Raw genomic sequence first — 16,220 nt, 5'->3', positions numbered from 1 at the left:
TCAGAACGCGCCCCGGACGAACCCGTCGACGAGGTTCGCGAAGGTCTCGGGGTGCTCGATCTGGCTCCAGTGCCCGCAGTTCGGCACGATGTGCAGCCGCGCGTTCGGGATGTGCCGGGCCAGGTAGTGGCTCACCTCGGGCGGGACGATCTTGTCCTCGCGGGCCGCGACGACCAGCACGTCCTTGTCGATCTTCGCCAGTTCCTCGGGCCGCCAGCCGATGCGGCCGCCCGCGCTGAAGTCGAACGTCGCGAGGTGCGAGCGGCGCACGTCCTCGCGGAGCGCGCGCGGCATCCGCCCGGCGGCGATCTCCCCGAGGCGGGGCCCGAACGCGGACGGGTCGTGGACGAACAGCGTGAGCAGCTCGGCCATCGCCTCCTCGGTCGGGTCGTCGTAGAAGCCGATCAGCTTCGCCAGCCCCGGCAGCGGCTTCAGATCGGGCATGCCGCCGCTGCCCATGAGGATCACCTTCCCGACCCGCTCCGGCCGCTCCAGGGTCATGGCCAGGGACATCTGCCCGCCGTAGGAGTTGCCGACGAGCGTGACGCGGTCGATGCCGAGGGCGTCCAGCAGCTTCCAGGTCGCGGCGACGCGCAGCTCGGTGAAGGCGGCCATGCCGCGCGGCGGCGGGTTCGGGTGGTCGGAGTCGCCGAAGCCGAGCGTGTCGGGCGCGATGCAGTGGTAGCGGTCGCCGAGGTCGCCGATCAGCCGCTCCCAGTTCGACAGCCCGCTGACGCCCGGCCCGGAGCCGTGCAGGAACAGCAGCGGCTCGGCGGACGGGTCGCCGGACGTGCTGACCCGCAGCCGGTGCTCCCCGGCCTGGACGTCGGTGGTGGTGATCTCCGCGGGCATCAGGCGCTCTCCTCCGTGGCGGCGGGCTTGTTGAACAGGGCGAACGGGAGCTTCTCGCGGTGCTCGGTGCCGCGGTGGCCCCAGATCTTGGTGCTGGTGTAGGTGGCGGGCTCCCACAGCGCGTCGTCCACGACCACGCCGCCCTGGCCGTACTCGAGGTTGAAGCCGGCCGGCGTGTAAAGGTAGAAGGACGTCGCGCGGTCGTTGGTGTGGCGGCCGAGGGTCAGCACGATCGGGACGTCGCGCTCCTCGCAGAGGTCGTAGGCGATGCCGACGTCGTCCAGCGACTCGACCTCGACCATGAGGTGCTGGAAGCCGCTCGTGCCCGGGATCTCGGCGATCGCGAGCGAGTGGTGGCGTCCGTTGACGTGGTAGAACTGCGCGTTCAGCGGCGGGTCGACGATGCGGTCGGACAGCTTGAAGCCGAGGACCTCGGTGAAGAACGCGTTGGCCTCGGCCATGTCCGGGACGACGAGGACCGCGTGCCCGAGCCCCTGCGGGCCGGTGACGAACCCGCCCGACATCGCCCGTCCCGGCCGGAACCCGCCCGGATGCCGCCGCTGGCCCCACGACAGCTCGTGCCGGTTGCCGAACGGGTCGGTGAACGAGACGAGCGCGGCGACGCCGCGTTCGGCGGCGAGCCCGGCGTCCTCCTCCCGCACCTCGATGCCGCGGTCGCGCAGGCGCGCGGCGAGCTCGTCCATCGCGTCGGGGGTGCGGACGCCCCAGCCGAGGTACTCGTGCGCGTGCTCCCCGCCGGGGTGGATCACGAGGCGGTAGTCGGCGTCGTCGACGCGCAGGCGCACGGCGCCGTCGCCGCCGCGCCCGGCGACCTCCATCCCGAGCACCTCGGGGCCGAACGCCAGCCACTCCTCGTAGGCGGGCGAGGAGAAACCGATGTAGTCGAGCGACTGGATCACAGCTGTACCTCCGGCGGCGTGGCGCCCAGGACGCGGGCGGCGTAGGCGAGGGCGACGTTGTCGGTGGCGAGGAACGCGTGGCCGAGGGCGGCGACGATGTCCTGGAACCGGCCGTGCAGCGGGTGGTCGAGGTAGGCGACGCGGCCGGAGGAGATCCGGTAGAGGTCGGCGACGGCGTCCCCGGCCAGCTCGCAGCCGCGGTTGACGTCCCAGCGCAGCCGGGCCCGCTCCTCCTTCTCGACGTACCGGCCCGACTCCCCCGCCTCGGTGATCGTCACGGCGGCGTTGCGCATCTTCGCGACGGCGGCGTCGAGCGTCCAGTACGCGTCGGCCAGGTGCTTCTGGACGAGCGGGTCCTCGCCGACCTTCCCGCCCCAGTTCGCCCGCCGCTCGCGGGTGGTCCTCGTCCACTCGTCCAGGAACCCCTGCGCCATGCCGAGGGTCGGCGCGACGAGGACGAGGTTGAACAGCGTCGCCCACGGCAGCCGGTAGCGCGGGCCGGGGTTGGTCTCCTGGCCGGGGGCGAGGACGCCCGGCAGGTACTCGTAGCGGACGTGGGACAGGAACCGGCGCGCGGGGACGACGACGTCCTCGACGACGATGTCCTTGCTGCCGGTGCCCTTGAGCCCGGAGGTGTGCCAGTTGTCGTCGATGCGGTACTCGCCGCGCAGCAGGATGAGCGACCCGTAGTCGGGGACGCGCGCGCCGCCGGCGTCCGCCTCCCCGGCGATGCCGCCGAGGATGACGCCGTGGCCGTGGTCGCAGCCGGAGGAGAACGACCAGCGGCCGCTCACCCGGTAGCCCCCGTCCACGGGGACGACCTTGCCGGTCGGCGCGTACGACGACGACAGCATGCGGGACGCGTCCTCGCCCCAGAGCTCCTTCTGCGTCTCCTCGGGGAACAGGGCGCTCTGCCACGGGTGGGAGCCGACGACGCCGGCGACCCAGCCCGCGGACGGCGCGACCCGCGCCACCTCGAACACGCCGTCCAGGAAGTCGGCGAGCGGCGCCTCGCCGCCGCCCCAGCGGGCGGGCTGCAGGGCCCGCAGGACGCCCGTCTCGAGCAGCAGCCGCCAGGTCTCGGCGGTGAGCGAGCGGTCGCGGACGGCGACGCGCTCCTGCTCGGCGAGGCCGGGGGCGGCCGCCCGCACCCGTTCAGCGATCGTCATGGACGACCCCCTGTCGTCTGTAGTGAACATTCTTCCCTGTAGTAAGCGTTACAGGATGTTGTGCGGCAACCTACGCCTCGCCGGCGTGTGATAGCAAGAGGTCCGTGGCCCCCAAAACAGACCGACGCACCCAGCACAGCGGCGAGACGCGCCGCCGCATCCTGCGCGCCGCCGCCGAGATCGCGGCCGAGCGCGGCTACGACGGGACGAGCGTCGCCCTGGTCACCAAGCGCTCCGGGCTCCCGGCCAGCTCCGTCTACTGGCACTTCGGCAGCAAGGACGACCTGCTCGCCGCGGTGATCGAGCACAGCTACACCGAGTGGCTGCCCGCCCGCCCCCGCTGGGCGCCGCCCGAGCCCGGCACGGACCGCATCGAGTACCTGCGCAACTGGCTCCGCGAGGCCGGGCAGAGCTTCGCCGACCGCCCGGTGTTCATGCGCCTCGGGCTGATGCTGCTGCTGGAGCGCCGCGCCGAGGAGCCCGCCGCCCGCGCCCGCTTCCAGCAGATCCGCGCGGAGATGCTCACCGCGATGGCCGACTGGTGGGGCGCCGTGCTGCCCGGCGAGGTCGTCGAGCGGCGCCCCGACCTGCCCGGGCTGCTCGCGCAGCTGAACATGGCGGCGTCCGACGGCCTGTACGCGATGTCCGCCGGGGACCCCTCGATCGACATGAACGCCCTCCAGGACCTGCTCGCGACCGCCCTCGACTCCGTCGCCGACCGCATCGCCCGCGAGGTCGCCGGGGACGCCGGGGCGGGCGGGGCCGGGGGCTCCGGCGGCGTCTGAAACCGCGGGCCGGGCGGCCGTCCGTGGCGCTAAGCTGCTGCTTCAGGCAGTCGGCCGTCCGGGGGGCGTCACAGGTGGAGCTCGGCACGCGCCGCGACGGGCCGCTCCCCCTGCGGGTGCTGCCGTTCGCGGCGCTGGCGGTCATCTCCGTCGTCGACTTCTCCGCCGGCCCCACCGTCGGATACCTGCCGCTGCTCGCGCTCGGCCCCGCGTTCGCCAGCCTCTTCGGCGGCGTCCTGCGCACCCTGTTCGTGGGCGTGCTCGCGATCGTCCTCTGCACGCTGCTCGGCGCCTACAGCGACGTCCTCGGCACCTTCCGGACGAACCTGACGTTCGTCTCCATCGGCGGCGTCACCGTCGCCGGGACGATCGCCGCGGTCTACCGGCAGCGCCGCGAGCGCGAGCTCGCCGACGTGCGCAACATCGCCGAGGTCGCCCAGCGGGTGCTGCTGCGCCCGATGCCGCGGCGCGTCGGGCCGGTGCGCGCGACCGTCCGGTACATCTCCGCCGCGGCGGGGGCGCGGATCGGCGGCGACCTCTACGAGGTGGTGCAGACCGCGCGGGGCGTGCGCGTCATCGTCGGCGACGTGCAGGGCAAGGGCCTGGACGCCGTCGAGACCGCCGCGGTCGTCCTCGGCGCCTTCCGCGAGGCCGCCTACGACGAGGCGGACCTGCACGGCGTCGCCGGGCGCATCGAGCGGGCGCTCGCCCGGCAGCTCGGCAGCGAGCAGTTCGTCACGGCCCTGCTCGCCGAGGTCCACGAGGACGACGGCGTCACGCTGCTGAACCGCGGGCACCCGCCGCCGCTGCTGATCCGCTCCGACGCCTCGACCGCGACGCTCGACCCGCCCGAGCCCGCGCCGCCGCTCGGCCTCTCCGTCCTGGTCGAGGAACCCGCGCCGAGCACCCGCGTCGACCTCTTCCCCGGCGACCAGATGCTGCTCTACACCGACGGCGTCATCGAGGCCCGCGACGCCGACGGGGCCTTCTACCCGCTCACCGAGCGGGTCGGCGTGCTGGCCGCGGACGACCCCGAGGACGCCCTCGACGGCCTGCAGTCCGACCTGCTCTCCTACGTCGGCGCGCCGCTCGACGACGACGCCGCGATGCTGCTGCTGCGCCGCCGCGTCTGACCCGGGGCGGCGGGCCGCTCGGCGGCTACGGTTCGATGACCAGCTTGCCGCGCGTGTGCCCCTCGCGGCTCGCGTCGAACGCCTCCCCGACCCGGTCGAGCTTGTACGTCGCGGCGACGTCCACGGTGAGCGCCCCGCGCTCCGCCATGTCCGCGAGCTCGGCGAGCTTCGCGCCGTCCGGCCGCACCCAGATCCAGTGCCCGCCGTGCTCGGCGGCGGAGGGGTCGGCGACCGACGCGTGCCGCCCCCCGGGCGCCAGCACGGCCAGCGTCGTGTCGAGCTGCCCGCCCGCGAAGTCGGCGACCGCCGTGACCCCGTCCGGCGCGGCCTCCCGCACCCGCTCGACGAGCCCCTCCCCGTACACGAGGGGTTCGGCGCCGCGCCCCCGCAGGTGCGGGTGGTTGCGCTCGGACGCCGTCCCGATCACGGACGCGCCCCGCGCCCGGGCCATCTGCACGGCGAGGTCGCCGACGCCGCCGGACGCGCCGTGAATCAGCAGCGTGTCGCCGGGGCCGACCTCGAGCCGGTCCAGGGTGCGCTGCGCGGTCATCCCGGCCAGCGGCAGCCCGCCCGCCTGCCGCCAGTCCAGCGTCGTCGGCTTGCGGGACACCGCCCAGGCCGACACCGCCACGTACTCGGCGAACGTGCCCGCCCGCACCACGTCCTTGCGGGCGTAGGACATCACCTCGTCCCCGACGGCGAACTCGGGCGTGTCCGGCCCGACGGCCCGCACCACCCCGGCGACGTCCCAGCCGGGGATGACGGGGAACAGCGCCTCCATCATCCCTTCCAGACCGCCCGCCATCACCTTCCAGTCGACCGGGTTCACTCCGGCCGCCCACACCTCGATCAGCACCTGCCCGGGGCCCACCCGCGGATCCGGGACGTCCCCGATCTCCAGCCGCGAGTTGTCCTCCGCGAAGGCCGCATAAGTCACAGCGCGCATGACCACACACATAACCAGCAGAAACGGAACTAACCGCGATGTGCGCGGGCCCACAGCGCGGGCCAGCCGCCCGACCCGAGCCACGAGGCCGGGACCCGCAGCCCGTACTCGGCCGCCTCGTCCCAGAACGCGCCGGTGTCCGCCCCGAGCTCCCGCGCGGCGGGGAACGCCCGCCGCCACGGACCGTCCTCGTCGGCGAGGGAAGCCGCGGGAAACCCGGGGACGGTCGCGCGGCGCGGCGCCGCGACCTCCGCCAGCGCGATCCCGGGACGCGCGCAGGTGACGTGGACGGCCAGCGCGCACAGCGGCCCCGCGGCGGGACGGCGGCGGACCGCGCGGGCGAGGGCCGGGTCGTCCCGGACGGCCAGCAGCCCGACGGCGCGGCGGACGCGGCGCGCGGCGAGCTCGATCGCGTGGGCGTCCGCGATCCCCGGCAGCCGGACCAGGCGGCGCAGCGACTTCGGCAGCGGCGCCTCGCCGGACAGTGGCGCGAGCCGGTCGCGGGCGGACGGGTCCAGCGCCTCGACCGCGTCGCGCAGCGGGCGGTGCGCCGTCGCCTCCCACAGTCCGGCCAGGTCGGCGGCGCGCCCGTCCAGCGCGCGGGCGCAGTCCCGCGCGAGCCGGTCGAGATCCGACCGGCCGATCCGCACCGCCGCCGCGTCCGGCGCGGTCGCGGCGACGGCGGCGAGCACGCCGAGCGCCGCGCCGTCCACCCGGACCAGCTCCCGGAGCGCCGGGCCCGCCTCCGCAAGCAGGCGGTCCCCGGCGCCGCGCCGGGCGGGACGCGCGGGCGGCCCGCCGGCGTCCGGAGCGCCGCCCTCCTCGGCGGCGGGCGCGTCGCCCGGGAGCGCCTCGACGCGGGCGCGGAAGGCCGCGGCGAGCTCCCGGGGCGCCTCCTGGTTGAACCGCCCCTCGATCTGGGCCACGCACCATCCGCGGGCGGCGGGCCTGAGCCGCACCACCTCCGCGTTGGCGACCAGGCGCCCGGAGGCGCCGTACAAACCCACCAGGACGGACTTCCCCGACTCGCCCTCCGGGAAGTACGCCGCGATGCAGTTGCCCATGTAACCGGCCCATTCGGCCAGGTCGCGAGCGGTGCGCGCCACTTTGGCGCGGTGGCCGCCCACCTCGGCGCCGTCCAGCGCGGCGAGCGGCGCCGGCACCGCGAACTCGCCGGTGAGGGCCTCGGTCACGGCGGTCCCGGTCAGCAGCGACTCCACGAGCGCGGGCCACGTCCGGGCGTTCCCGGGCGGCACCCCGCCGAAGGCGACGAGCCGCGCGGTGCCCGCCACCGCCTGCGTGACCGACGCGTACCCGGGACGGTCGTCCGGCTCGGGCTCGGCATCGTGCGAGAACCAGGGTTCACCGGTGCCGGGCTCGGCCTGCGCCCGCTCGCGGCCGTGCACCTGCGCCAGGGCGTCGATCAGGTCCACGTACCAGAGGAAGTCCCCGATCACCTCGGCGCCGGAGGCGTCCCCGCCGGCCTCGGCGACGCGGGCCGACAGCGGCGCGCGGTCGAGCATCCGCGCGGCCCACGGTCCGATGCCGTCCCACTCCTCCGGCGGCCGCACGCCGTACCCCGCGCCCCTCCGCCAGCCGCCCACCGGGACCTCGGCCCAGCCGCGCAGCGCGGTCTCGGGAACGCGCGTGTCGACCTCGTCGAGGGCGCGCACGATGTCCTGCACCACCACGAGGGCGAAGTCCCGGGCGCAGGCCAGGCGCGGGCGGACGTACCCGGCGAGCCTCGCGTCCTCCGGCTCGCCCACCTTGCGGCGCAGGTCCCGCACGTAGGCGCCGGGACGGGGCGGCAGGCCCGTGAGCCCCGGCACCCGCCGCGCGTCGTACACCGCCGCGTCGTCGCGCGCCTGCTCCACGGCCGCGTCCAGAAGGTCCGCGGACCGTGCCAGCCCCTCGCGCACACCGTGATCGGCGACCGCGACGGCCGTGCGGAGCAGCGCCGTCGCGGCGAGCGCGTCCCGGTACAGCCCGCACAGCGCGATGTGCCAGTAGGCGTCCGGCGGCACCCACCGCGCGTAGTCCGCGAACGACGCGTCGGCCCCGAGGTCCCCCCTCGCCCACTGCAGGACCCGCTCGTCCTCGGAGTGCCGCCGGCGCGCGTGCAGGTCCGCCACCCGGTCGCGGCGCGACTGCGTCGCCCGGCGGCGCTCCCGGCGCGCCTCCTCGACCCGGTGCTCCGCCACCCGCCGCCACAGGTCCAGGACGAGGTCCGGCCTGCGCGGCCGCGGCACCGGCGCGAGCACCCGCCGCAGGTCGGCGCCCAGCGCCGACGGCGAACCGCCGGGGACCACCGGCTCCGGCGCGGCGAGCTCCAGCACCCGCTCCAGCTGCTCCGGGCCCAGGACGTCGCTCGCCGCCGACGCCACGTGCAGCGCGTCCCACCGGCCCTCCTCGGCGGCCCGTGCCGCCGCGGCCCCGACCCGCTTGGTGGCCGAGGGCCCGAACAGCGCGACCATGACCGCGGCCCGGTCGCCGAGCCGCCGCGCGTCCCGCACGCCGACGGCCCGCAGCGCGGCCAGGACGGCGTCGCGCCGGTCCCCGCGCGCGCCCTCCAGCCGCCCGGACCGGAACCCCGCCCCGAGATCGACCCCCGCGCCCGCCGCGACGTCGCCGCCGTCCGCCACCAGCACCCGCAGCGCCGCGACCGCCCGCCGCACGTCGCCGCCCGGCGCGTCCTCCGGGCCGAGCGCCACCGGGGTGCCGGGCTTCGCGCCCGGTCCGTCCGCCCGCACGGGCCCGGACGGCCCCGCGATCCACGCGGACCGCCGCGCGTCCACCACGCCGCCCGCCAACCGGATGTTCATCGCACGCCATCATGCGCCCGGCCCCGGCGCCCGCCCAAACGGTTTTCCCGTCAGGCGCTCACTCGGAATTCATCGGAAAGAAACGCTCCGACAAGGCCATCCACGACGCGAACGCCAGATATCCCGTCTCGAACGCGACGAGATCGCGGTCCCAGCGCGCCCCGTCCTTTCCCTTTCGCGCGAAACGCAGCAGCACGGCGCCGCCCGCCAGGTTGAGCCCGGCCCACACGCCGTTCGCCACCGGGCCCGACTCCCGCCCGGCCAGCGGCGTCATGTGCCGGCGCCCGCTGACGGCGGTGGCGATGTGCGGCGCGCTGTTGGCGACCAGCATCCCGGCGAAGAAAGACTGCGCTCGCGACGAATTCATGCCGCGATGCTAATGCAGCGGGCTCTCGTCCAGATTCGCGAGCAGCGCCCGCGGATCGTCATAGACGGCGACGGCGCCCGCGGCCTCCAGTTCGCCGCGCGCCCACCCGCCGGTGAGCACCCCGACGCACGGCACGCCGACCCGCCCCGCCGCCTCGACGTCCCACGCGGTGTCCCCCACGAACACCGCGCGCCCCGCCGGCGCACCCGCCCGTTCGAGCGCCAGCTCCACGAGGTCCGGCGCGGGTTTGCTCTGCCCGACCTCCGACGCCGACGTCGCCTCGTCGATCGCGTCCTCCGCGTCCAGCGCCGCCCGCAGCGCCCGCATCTCCGGCTCGGCCGCCGAACTCGCGAGCACCACCCGCTTCCCCCGCGCCTTGCACGCCCGCAGCAGCTCCGCCGCGCCGTCGAACGCCTGCAATCGGCCCCAGTACTGGGCGTACAGGGCCGTATGCGCGTCCCGCATCGCGTCGTCGGCGCCCCGGTCGCGCCCGTCCGGCAGCACCTGGTCGAGCAGCTTGTCCGACCCCATCCCGACCGCCCGGTGGACCTCCGCCATCGCCACCGCGTGCCCCTGCTGCCGGAACGCCTCCCACCACGTGACCGCATGCAGGAACGTGGTGTCGACGAGCGTCCCGTCCACATCGAACAGCACAGCCTCAACCATGCCCCGGCCCTACCCGCCGTCCCGGCCCCCACTCGGCCCGCGCGGCTCGGGCTCGACTGGTGTCAGGTGACCGGGTCGGGGCCCCAGATGGGCCAGGCCCAGGCGGCCGGGTCGCCGATCTCCTTGGACGTCATCCCGCTGCATCCGGTGAGGACGTCGACGAGCAGTTCGGTGATCGTGCACCCGTAGTCGACGGGGCCGTCGAAGTCGAGGCGGACGACGGGCCACCGGTCGGGGTCCGGGTCGCGGGTGTCCCAGCAGAGGACGTCGCGGCCCTCGGTGCTCGCGCAGAAGAGAAGGCCGCCCGGCTCGGGGAAGACATAGAAGTACTCGTCGGGATCGGCGTCCTCGGGGCGGTCGTCGGTGCATCAGTCCTCGAGCAGGTCGCGGTGCATCTCGTGGTGGGACGCCGTGTCCTTCGGAGCGACGACGAAGAAGCCGTTCCACACGGCGGCGGGGAAGGACTCCTGGAGCCTCTTGTAGTCGGTCGGGAGCCGCGTTCCCAGCTCGCCCTCGATCGCGTCCCAGTCGTGGACCTGCGGTCGGCCGGGGCCGACGATGGTCTTGAGCTGGGCGAGCGGGTCGCGGCGGACCTCCGGGTCCGGGACGGGCGCGGGCGCGGCCCGGGTCAGGACGCGTTCGCGGCGGACGGGCGGGAGCGAGAGGACCGGGAGGTCCAGGCCGCCGTCGAGCCACCGGGTGAGGAACTCGCCGGTGGAGATGTTGAGCTGCTGGTGCCCCCGGCCGACGAGGACGATCAGCCAGTCGGCCGGGTCGGGGCGGACAGGGAGCCACCAGCAGGTCTCACCCGTCGCGAAGACGCCCCACAGCCGCGCCTCGGCGGGGATGTCCGGGGTGCGGTGCCGCTCTTCTTCGGCGTCCCCGGGGACGAGCAGGCGGAGGACGCCGGCGAGGGTCCCGGGGCCGATCGCGGTGATCAGCGCGGCGTAGTCGTCGGGGGCGCCGGGGACGGGCCCCCGCCACGCGCCGGGCTCGTCGACGCGGATGGACGAGGCGAACGCCCGGCCCGCGCTCTGAAGATCGCCTTTCATGCGGACACTCTGGCACGCGGGTGCGACGTTCCTCGAGCGGGCGGGCGGTGCCGGCGCGACCGGCGGACGCTCGGAAGGCGTCGCCGGTTTCCTGATGGCGCTTCGCCGAAACCGGTTCGCCTATTCCGATCCCGCTTCTTCGCTGTAACGATCCGGCTCCGCTGCGGCGTCCCCGGAGCATCGGGGGTAGCTGGCGGCACTCGGCCTGTGCATCATCGTCGACTGCCCATCAGACGACAGGAAAGGGTCGATTCATGGATGAACCCGTCGGCGGCGAGGCCGGCACCAAGAGCGATGCCGGTCCGCCCGGTACGGGCGAGGGGCCGCTGAGCGCGGCGGCCCGCAGGCTCGGCCTCCACACGGACCCGATCATCTTCTTCGTCTCGGCCGGGCTGATGATCGCCTTCCTGGTCCTGGTGCTGGCGCTCCCCGGCCCGATCAACGACCTCTTCACCTCCGGCCGGGACTGGATCGTCACCAATCTGGGGTGGTTCTTCATCCTCGGGGTGACCGCCTGGCTGGTCTTCCTGGTGTGGGTCGCGCTGAGCCGGTACGGCAACCTCCGGCTCGGCGGAGACGACTCGCGGCCCGAGTACGGGAACCTCTCCTGGTTCGCGATGCTCTTCGCCGGCGGCATCGGCACCGTCCTGATGTTCTGGGGCGTCGCCGAGCCGATCTCGCACTTCGCGAACCCGCCGATGGCCGACGTGGCCCCGTACTCGGTCGACGCCTCGCGCGAGGCGATGAACTTCTCGCTGTACCACCTGAGCCTGCACACCTGGGCGATCTTCACCCTGCCCGGGCTCGCGTTCGGCTTCTTCATCTACCGGTACAACCTGCCGCTGCGGGTCAGCTCGGTGTTCTACCCGTTCCTCAAGGAGCGGATCCACGGCCCGATCGGCCGGACCATCGACATCTTCGCCGTCCTCGGCACCCTCTTCGGCCTGGCGGTGTCGCTCGGCCTGGGGACCTCGCAGATCGCGGCGGGCCTCGAGGTGCTGACCCCGCTGCCGGACAACGTGGGCACCCGGGTGCTGGTGATCACCGTGCTCACCGCCGTCGCCGTGAGCTCGATCGTGGCCGGCCTCGACAAGGGCGTGAAGCGGCTCTCGAACATCAACATCCTGATGGCCGTCGGGCTGATGGTCTTCGTGCTCCTCTTCGGCGAGACGGTGTTCCTGTTCCGGCAGATCTTCGAGAGCACGGGCCGCTACATGGAGAGCATCGTCGGGCTCTCGCTGTGGAACGACGCGATGGCCGGCTTCACCAAGGAAGGCGGCTGGGGCTGGCAGGGCGGCTGGACCGTCTTCTACTGGGCCTGGACCGTCACCTGGGCGCCGTTCATGGGCGTCTTCCTGGCCCGCATCTCCAAGGGCCGCACCATCCGCCAGTTCGTCGGCGGCGTGCTGTTCGCGCCGGCGGTCTTCACGGTGGTCTGGTTCGCCATCTTCGGCTGGTCGGCGATGCGGATCGACGGCATCGGCGGGGACGGCGGCTCCCTGACCCAGAAGGTCGTCAAGGACGAGCAGGTCCCGCTCGCGATGTTCGAGTTCTTCTCGAACTTCCCGGCGGAGACCCTGATCAAGGGCATCGCGGTCGTCGTCGTCGCACTGTTCTTCGCGACGTCCTCCGACTCGGCGTCGCTGGTCGTCGACATGCTCTGCTCCGGTTCCGAAGACCCCGGGCCGGTGCGGCAGCGGCTGTTCTGGGGCATCGCCGAGGGGACCCTGGCCGCCTCGCTCATCGTCCTCGGCGGCGACGCCGCGCTGGAAGCCTTGCAGCAGGTCATCACGGTGATCGGACTACCGATCTTCATCCTGGCCTGCCTCATGCTCGTCAGCCTCGCCAAGGGGCTGAAACAGGAGTCGCACGCGGCCTACGCCGCGCAGTTCAGGGAACTGCAGCGCCGCGCCCAGGCCGGAGACGGACCGGCGCCGCCCGAGAAGGCCGTGCAGAAGTCCTGACGGACCGGGCCCGCCCCCGATGTCGCTTCCGGGGCGGGCCCGTCGTTTTTCGTCAGCGGGTCAGCAGGTCGCGGAGGGTCTTGGTCACCTCGGCGGGGGCTTCCTCGGCCATGAAGTGGCCCCACGGGACGGTCGCGTGGACGAGGTCGGACGCCCACGGGCGCCAGAGGGCCTCGGCGTCGTAGCCGAGGGCGGCGCCCCAGTCCTGCTGGAGGACGGTGACGGGCATCGCGAGGCGGTTGCCCGCGTCCCGGTCGGCCCGGTCGTGGGCGATGTCGATGTTCGCGGACGCGCGGTAGTCGGCGACGATCGAGGGGACCGCGGCGCGGCAGGCGGCCAGGTAGGCGGCGCGGACGTCGGCGGGGATCGCGTCCGGGGAGCCGGCCCACAGGTCGAGGAAGTGGCCGAAGAACGCGTCGGGGGCGCCGGCGATCAGCCGTTCGGGGAGACCGGGCGGCTGGGCCATCAGGAAGAGGTGGAAGCCGACCGCGGCCGAGGCGCCGTGCATCGCGTCCCACATGTCGAGCGTGGGCAGGACGTCCAGGGTCGCGAGGTGCGTGACGGTGCCGGGGTGGTCGAGGCCGGCGCGGAACGCGACGAGCGCGCCGCGGTCGTGGCCGGCGAGCGCGAAGCGCTCGTGGCCGAGGGCGCGGGCGACCGCGACCGCGTCGGCGGCCATGGTGCGCTTGGAGTAGGTGTCGGGGGACGTCTCGGCGGGCTTGTCGCTGTCGCCGTAGCCGCGCAGGTCGGGGACGATGACCGTGTGGTCGGCGGCGAGGTCGGCGGCGACGTGCCGCCACATCAGGTGCGTCTGCGGGAAGCCGTGCAGGAGGACGACGGGGGCGCCGGTGCCCGCGACGGCGGTGTTGAGGTGGACGCCGTCGGCGACGGCGATCCGGTGGTAGTCGAAGCCTTCGATCTTCACGTTCGGTCTCCCTCGTTCGGTGTGCCTCCAGAGTGGGCGGCGCCGATGAGCGATCGATGAGCGCGGGCGGCTATAACCGAGGGGTGCGGTTCGGGGTACTGGGGCCCGTGGCGGCCTGGGACGACGCCGGCGACGCGGTCGGGCTGCGGGGGCCGCGGCACCGGGCGGTGCTGGCGCGGCTGATCGTGGCGCGGCGGCGGGTGGTGCCGGTCGGGGTGCTGGTCGACGACCTGTGGGACGATCCGCCGCCGGACGCGGTCGGCGCCGTGCGGACGTTCGTGGCGGCACTGCGGCGGGCGCTGGAGCCGGACCGGCCGCCGCGGGCGCCCGCGCGGCTGCTGGTGACGGAGGGGCCCGGGTACGCGCTGCGGGCCGAGGACGTCGACGCGTGGCGGCTGGAGCGGACGGTCGGCGAGGCGTCGGCCGCGCCCGCCGGGGAGCGGATCGGGCTGCTGGACGCGGCGCTGGGGCTGTGGCGCGGCCCCGCGTACGCCGACTTCGCGGACGAGGACTGGGCGCGGGCGGAGCGGGGCCGGCTGACGGAGCTGCGGCTGCAGGCGGTCGAGCGGCGGGCGGAGGCGCTGCTCGAGGCGGGGCGCGCGGCGGAGGCGGTGCCCGACCTCGACGCGCACGCGGCGGCGCACCCGTGGCGGGAGGACGCCTGGCGGCTGCTGGCGCTGGCGCTGTACCGGACGGGACGGCAGGGCGACGCGCTCGCGGTGCTGCGGCGGGCGCGGGGGCTGCTGGTCGAGCAGCTCGGCATCGACCCCGGTCCCGGCCTGCGGGGGCTGGAGGAGGACATCCTCCGGCAGGCGGACCGGCTGGACCCGGCGGGCGCCGCGGAGCGGGTGTGGGCGGAGGCGGCGGCCGCCTACGACCGGACGGTCACCGCGCGGGCGCGGCTGGAGTCCACGGTGGGGCTGCTGCGGGACCTCGCGGTGACCGGCGGGGAGGGGCTGCTCGCGGCGCGGCGGCACCGGGTGGACGCGGTCCGCGCGGCGGAGGAGCTGGGCGATCCCGAGCTGACCGCGCGGGTGATCGGCCTCTACGACGTCCCGGCGATCTGGACGCGCGTGGACGATCCGGCCCAGGCCGCCCAGGTCGTCGCGGCCGCCGAGCGCACCCTGGCGGCGCTGCCGGGCGGGCGGGACGCGACGCGGGCGCGGCTGCTGGCGACGGTCGGGCTCGAGCGGCGGGGCGACCGCGGCGGGCGGGGCGCGCGGGCGGCGCGGGAGGCGGCGGAGATCGCGCGGCGGCTGGACGATCCGGCCCTGCTGGGCTTCGCGCTGAACGCGGTGTTCATGCAGACGTTCGGGCGGGCGGGCCTCGCGCCGGAGCGGGACCGGATCGGGGCGGAGCTCGTCGGGCTGGCCGCGCGGAACGGGCTGGCGACCTACGAGGTGCTCGGGCACCTGGTCCGGCTGCAGGCGCGCGCCGCGCTGGCCGACTTCGCCGGGGCCGACGGGCACGCCGAGGCCGCGAACCGGCTGGCCGAGCGGCACGAGCGTCCGCTGGTCGAGGTGTTCACCCGCTGGTACGGCGCGCTGCGGACCGCGGCGGGCGGGGCGGCACCGGAGGAGGCCGAGGCGGCCTACCGGGACGCGGCGGCGCTGCTGCCGGGGGCCGGGATGCCGGGCCTGGAGGCGGGGCTGCTGCCGCTCGCGCGGCTGAGCGTGCGCGTGCTGCACGACCTGCCCGCGCCGACCGATGCCGCCGGCTGGGGCCCGTACGAGCCGTGGGCGCGCCCGCTCGTCCTGCTGGCGTCCGGGCGGGAGGCGGACGCGGCGGCCGCGCTGCGGCGGGTGCCCGAGCCGCCGCCCGACCTGATGCAGGAGGCCATGTGGTGCCTCGTGGCCCGCGCGGCGGCCGCGGTGTACGACCGGGCGGCGCTGGCGCGGGCCCGCGCGGCGCTCGCCCCGGCGGCGGGCGAGCTGGCGGGCGCGGGCAGCGGGCTGCTCACCTTCGGGCCGGTCGCCCGGTACCTGGACGGCGGCTGAGCACCGCGGGTCCGCTCAGGCGAACAGGCCCTGGAACGTGACGCCGTCGGGCAGCGGGCGGGCGATGCGCCACAGGACCGTCACGTGCGACGAGCGGATGAGCCACCGGCCGTTCTCGACCTCGTAGCGGTCGTCGTACTCGATCGCGCTGACGGACTCGGTGCCCGCGACCCGGTCCACCTGCCGGAAGCGGAGGGTCCACGCGCCCTTCGCGCGGCCGCCGCCGAGCGGCTCGATCACCGGGTGCATCGCGTGGTGCATGTCCAGGACGACGTAGCGTCCGTCGTCGTCCCGGGCGAGCCCGACGCTCCGGAAGACCGCGGTGAGGGCGTCGCGGTCCTCGAACGCGCCGGTCGGGCCGTAGTCCATGGTCGCGCCCTCGGCGACGAAGCAGTCCCGGAAGGCGTCGGCGTCCTTGCGGTCGCAGGCCCGCAGGTACCGGTACTTGAGGGCCTTGATCTGCTCGACGGCCTCGAGCGCGGCCACGCGCTCCTCGAGCGTCCCGCGGGTGGTCTCCATCCTCGGGACGCTAGGCGGCCGGGCCGCGGGCCGGGACCGGCGCTCCCGCCCAGCGGGACGGGGTTTCGCGGGACCGGCCGCGGGTAGGCGGGGCGGGTGGCTT

15 protein-coding genes are annotated in these 16,220 nt (G+C 75.2%); 5 read left to right on the top strand and 10 right to left on the bottom strand.

Translation table 11 applies throughout. From position 1 onward, the window contains the following. The 3 genes from H505_RS0108460 to H505_RS0108450 are packed head-to-tail and all read right to left on the bottom strand — an operon-like array spanning position 1 to position 2,941. Positions 1 to 852 carry an alpha/beta fold hydrolase gene (locus H505_RS0108460; RefSeq protein WP_034517064.1) on the bottom strand — a complete coding sequence of 284 codons (852 nt, stop codon included), beginning with the start codon at positions 850 to 852 and terminating at the stop codon, positions 1 to 3. Then, on the bottom strand, positions 852 to 1,772 hold the full coding sequence (locus tag H505_RS0108455) for a VOC family protein (RefSeq protein ID WP_026401638.1): 921 nt from the start codon (positions 1,770 to 1,772) through the stop codon (positions 852 to 854). The genes H505_RS0108460 and H505_RS0108455 overlap by 1 nt, the downstream gene beginning before the upstream one ends. Then, complete coding sequence (locus tag H505_RS0108450) at positions 1,769 to 2,941, bottom strand: acyl-CoA dehydrogenase family protein (protein ID WP_026401637.1); 1,173 nt, start codon at positions 2,939 to 2,941, stop codon at positions 1,769 to 1,771. The genes H505_RS0108455 and H505_RS0108450 overlap by 4 nt, the downstream gene beginning before the upstream one ends. A gap of 104 nt (positions 2,942 to 3,045) precedes the next feature. Between H505_RS0108450 and H505_RS0108445 the strand changes: the two genes are divergently transcribed. Both H505_RS0108445 and H505_RS0108440 read left to right on the top strand, forming a co-directional pair. Then, on the top strand, positions 3,046 to 3,726 hold the full coding sequence (locus H505_RS0108445; RefSeq protein ID WP_026401636.1) for a TetR/AcrR family transcriptional regulator: 681 nt from the start codon (positions 3,046 to 3,048) through the stop codon (positions 3,724 to 3,726). 74 nt (positions 3,727 to 3,800) lie between these two features. Continuing rightward, a complete protein-coding gene (locus H505_RS0108440) occupies positions 3,801 to 4,859 on the top strand; it encodes a PP2C family protein-serine/threonine phosphatase (RefSeq protein WP_051300431.1) in 1,059 nt (352 codons plus the stop codon). Positions 4,860 to 4,884: 25 nt separating this feature from the next. On the opposite strand, the gene H505_RS0108435 is transcribed toward H505_RS0108440, so the two are convergent. From H505_RS0108435 to H505_RS0108410, 5 genes are all read right to left on the bottom strand, one after another. Continuing rightward, on the bottom strand, positions 4,885 to 5,805 hold the full coding sequence (locus H505_RS0108435) for an NADP-dependent oxidoreductase (protein WP_026401634.1): 921 nt from the start codon (positions 5,803 to 5,805) through the stop codon (positions 4,885 to 4,887). A 29-nt stretch (positions 5,806 to 5,834) separates the two neighbouring features. Continuing rightward, positions 5,835 to 8,627, bottom strand: a complete 2,793-nt coding sequence (locus H505_RS40580) for a hypothetical protein (RefSeq protein WP_034517062.1) — start codon at positions 8,625 to 8,627, stop codon at positions 5,835 to 5,837. Positions 8,628 to 8,685: 58 nt separating this feature from the next. Further along, positions 8,686 to 8,994 carry a hypothetical protein gene (locus H505_RS40575; RefSeq protein WP_157432941.1) on the bottom strand — a complete coding sequence of 103 codons (309 nt, stop codon included), beginning with the start codon at positions 8,992 to 8,994 and terminating at the stop codon, positions 8,686 to 8,688. 9 nt (positions 8,995 to 9,003) lie between these two features. Then, complete coding sequence (locus H505_RS0108420) at positions 9,004 to 9,660, bottom strand: HAD family hydrolase (RefSeq protein ID WP_026401633.1); 657 nt, start codon at positions 9,658 to 9,660, stop codon at positions 9,004 to 9,006. A gap of 368 nt (positions 9,661 to 10,028) precedes the next feature. After that, positions 10,029 to 10,712, bottom strand: a complete 684-nt coding sequence (locus H505_RS0108410; protein WP_026401632.1) for a hypothetical protein — start codon at positions 10,710 to 10,712, stop codon at positions 10,029 to 10,031. Here H505_RS0108410 and H505_RS50530 point away from each other — a divergent pair. Then, on the top strand, positions 10,711 to 10,860 hold the full coding sequence (locus H505_RS50530) for a hypothetical protein (protein ID WP_169528806.1): 150 nt from the start codon (positions 10,711 to 10,713) through the stop codon (positions 10,858 to 10,860). The genes H505_RS0108410 and H505_RS50530 overlap by 2 nt on opposite strands. 106 nt (positions 10,861 to 10,966) lie before the next feature. Next, the gene (locus tag H505_RS40570; protein ID WP_084549980.1) at positions 10,967 to 12,676 is read left to right on the top strand and encodes a BCCT family transporter; all 1,710 of its coding nucleotides are present in this window, start codon (positions 10,967 to 10,969) and stop codon (positions 12,674 to 12,676) included. A gap of 52 nt (positions 12,677 to 12,728) precedes the next feature. On the opposite strand, the gene H505_RS0108400 is transcribed toward H505_RS40570, so the two are convergent. Beyond that, positions 12,729 to 13,601, bottom strand: a complete 873-nt coding sequence (locus H505_RS0108400) for an alpha/beta hydrolase (protein WP_026401631.1) — start codon at positions 13,599 to 13,601, stop codon at positions 12,729 to 12,731. Between the two features lie 56 nt (positions 13,602 to 13,657). On the opposite strand from H505_RS0108400, the gene H505_RS0108395 reads away from it, so the two are divergent. Beyond that, the gene (locus H505_RS0108395) at positions 13,658 to 15,598 is read left to right on the top strand and encodes an AfsR/SARP family transcriptional regulator (RefSeq protein ID WP_026401630.1); all 1,941 of its coding nucleotides are present in this window, start codon (positions 13,658 to 13,660) and stop codon (positions 15,596 to 15,598) included. Between the two features lie 15 nt (positions 15,599 to 15,613). On the opposite strand, the gene H505_RS0108390 is transcribed toward H505_RS0108395, so the two are convergent. Further along, on the bottom strand, positions 15,614 to 16,117 hold the full coding sequence (locus H505_RS0108390) for a nuclear transport factor 2 family protein (RefSeq protein ID WP_026401629.1): 504 nt from the start codon (positions 16,115 to 16,117) through the stop codon (positions 15,614 to 15,616). Positions 16,118 to 16,220: the final 103 nt, after the last annotated feature.

The organism is Actinomadura rifamycini DSM 43936, from assembly GCF_000425065.1.
Classification (GTDB): Bacteria; Actinomycetota; Actinomycetes; order Streptosporangiales; family Streptosporangiaceae; genus Spirillospora; species Spirillospora rifamycini.
This window is presented reverse-complemented; position numbering and strand designations above follow the sequence as displayed.

Excerpts from the sequence above, each read along its gene's own strand:
- H505_RS50530 (WP_169528806.1), top strand. The coding sequence starts at position 10,711 with ATGCGGACACTCTGGCACGCGGGTGCGACGTTCCTCGAGCGGGCGGGC.
- H505_RS40570 (WP_084549980.1), top strand. The coding sequence starts at position 10,967 with ATGGATGAACCCGTCGGCGGCGAGGCCGGCACCAAGAGCGATGCCGGT.
- H505_RS0108450 (WP_026401637.1), bottom strand. The coding sequence starts at position 2,941 with ATGACGATCGCTGAACGGGTGCGGGCGGCCGCCCCCGGCCTCGCCGAG.
- H505_RS0108390 (WP_026401629.1), bottom strand. The coding sequence starts at position 16,117 with ATGGAGACCACCCGCGGGACGCTCGAGGAGCGCGTGGCCGCGCTCGAG.
- H505_RS0108420 (WP_026401633.1), bottom strand. The coding sequence starts at position 9,660 with ATGGTTGAGGCTGTGCTGTTCGATGTGGACGGGACGCTCGTCGACACC.
- H505_RS0108395 (WP_026401630.1), top strand. The coding sequence starts at position 13,658 with ATGAGCGCGGGCGGCTATAACCGAGGGGTGCGGTTCGGGGTACTGGGG.
- H505_RS40580 (WP_034517062.1), bottom strand. The coding sequence starts at position 8,627 with ATGAACATCCGGTTGGCGGGCGGCGTGGTGGACGCGCGGCGGTCCGCG.
- H505_RS40575 (WP_157432941.1), bottom strand. The coding sequence starts at position 8,994 with ATGAATTCGTCGCGAGCGCAGTCTTTCTTCGCCGGGATGCTGGTCGCC.
- H505_RS0108435 (WP_026401634.1), bottom strand. The coding sequence starts at position 5,805 with ATGCGCGCTGTGACTTATGCGGCCTTCGCGGAGGACAACTCGCGGCTG.
- H505_RS0108460 (WP_034517064.1), bottom strand. The coding sequence starts at position 852 with ATGCCCGCGGAGATCACCACCACCGACGTCCAGGCCGGGGAGCACCGG.
- H505_RS0108410 (WP_026401632.1), bottom strand. The coding sequence starts at position 10,712 with ATGAAAGGCGATCTTCAGAGCGCGGGCCGGGCGTTCGCCTCGTCCATC.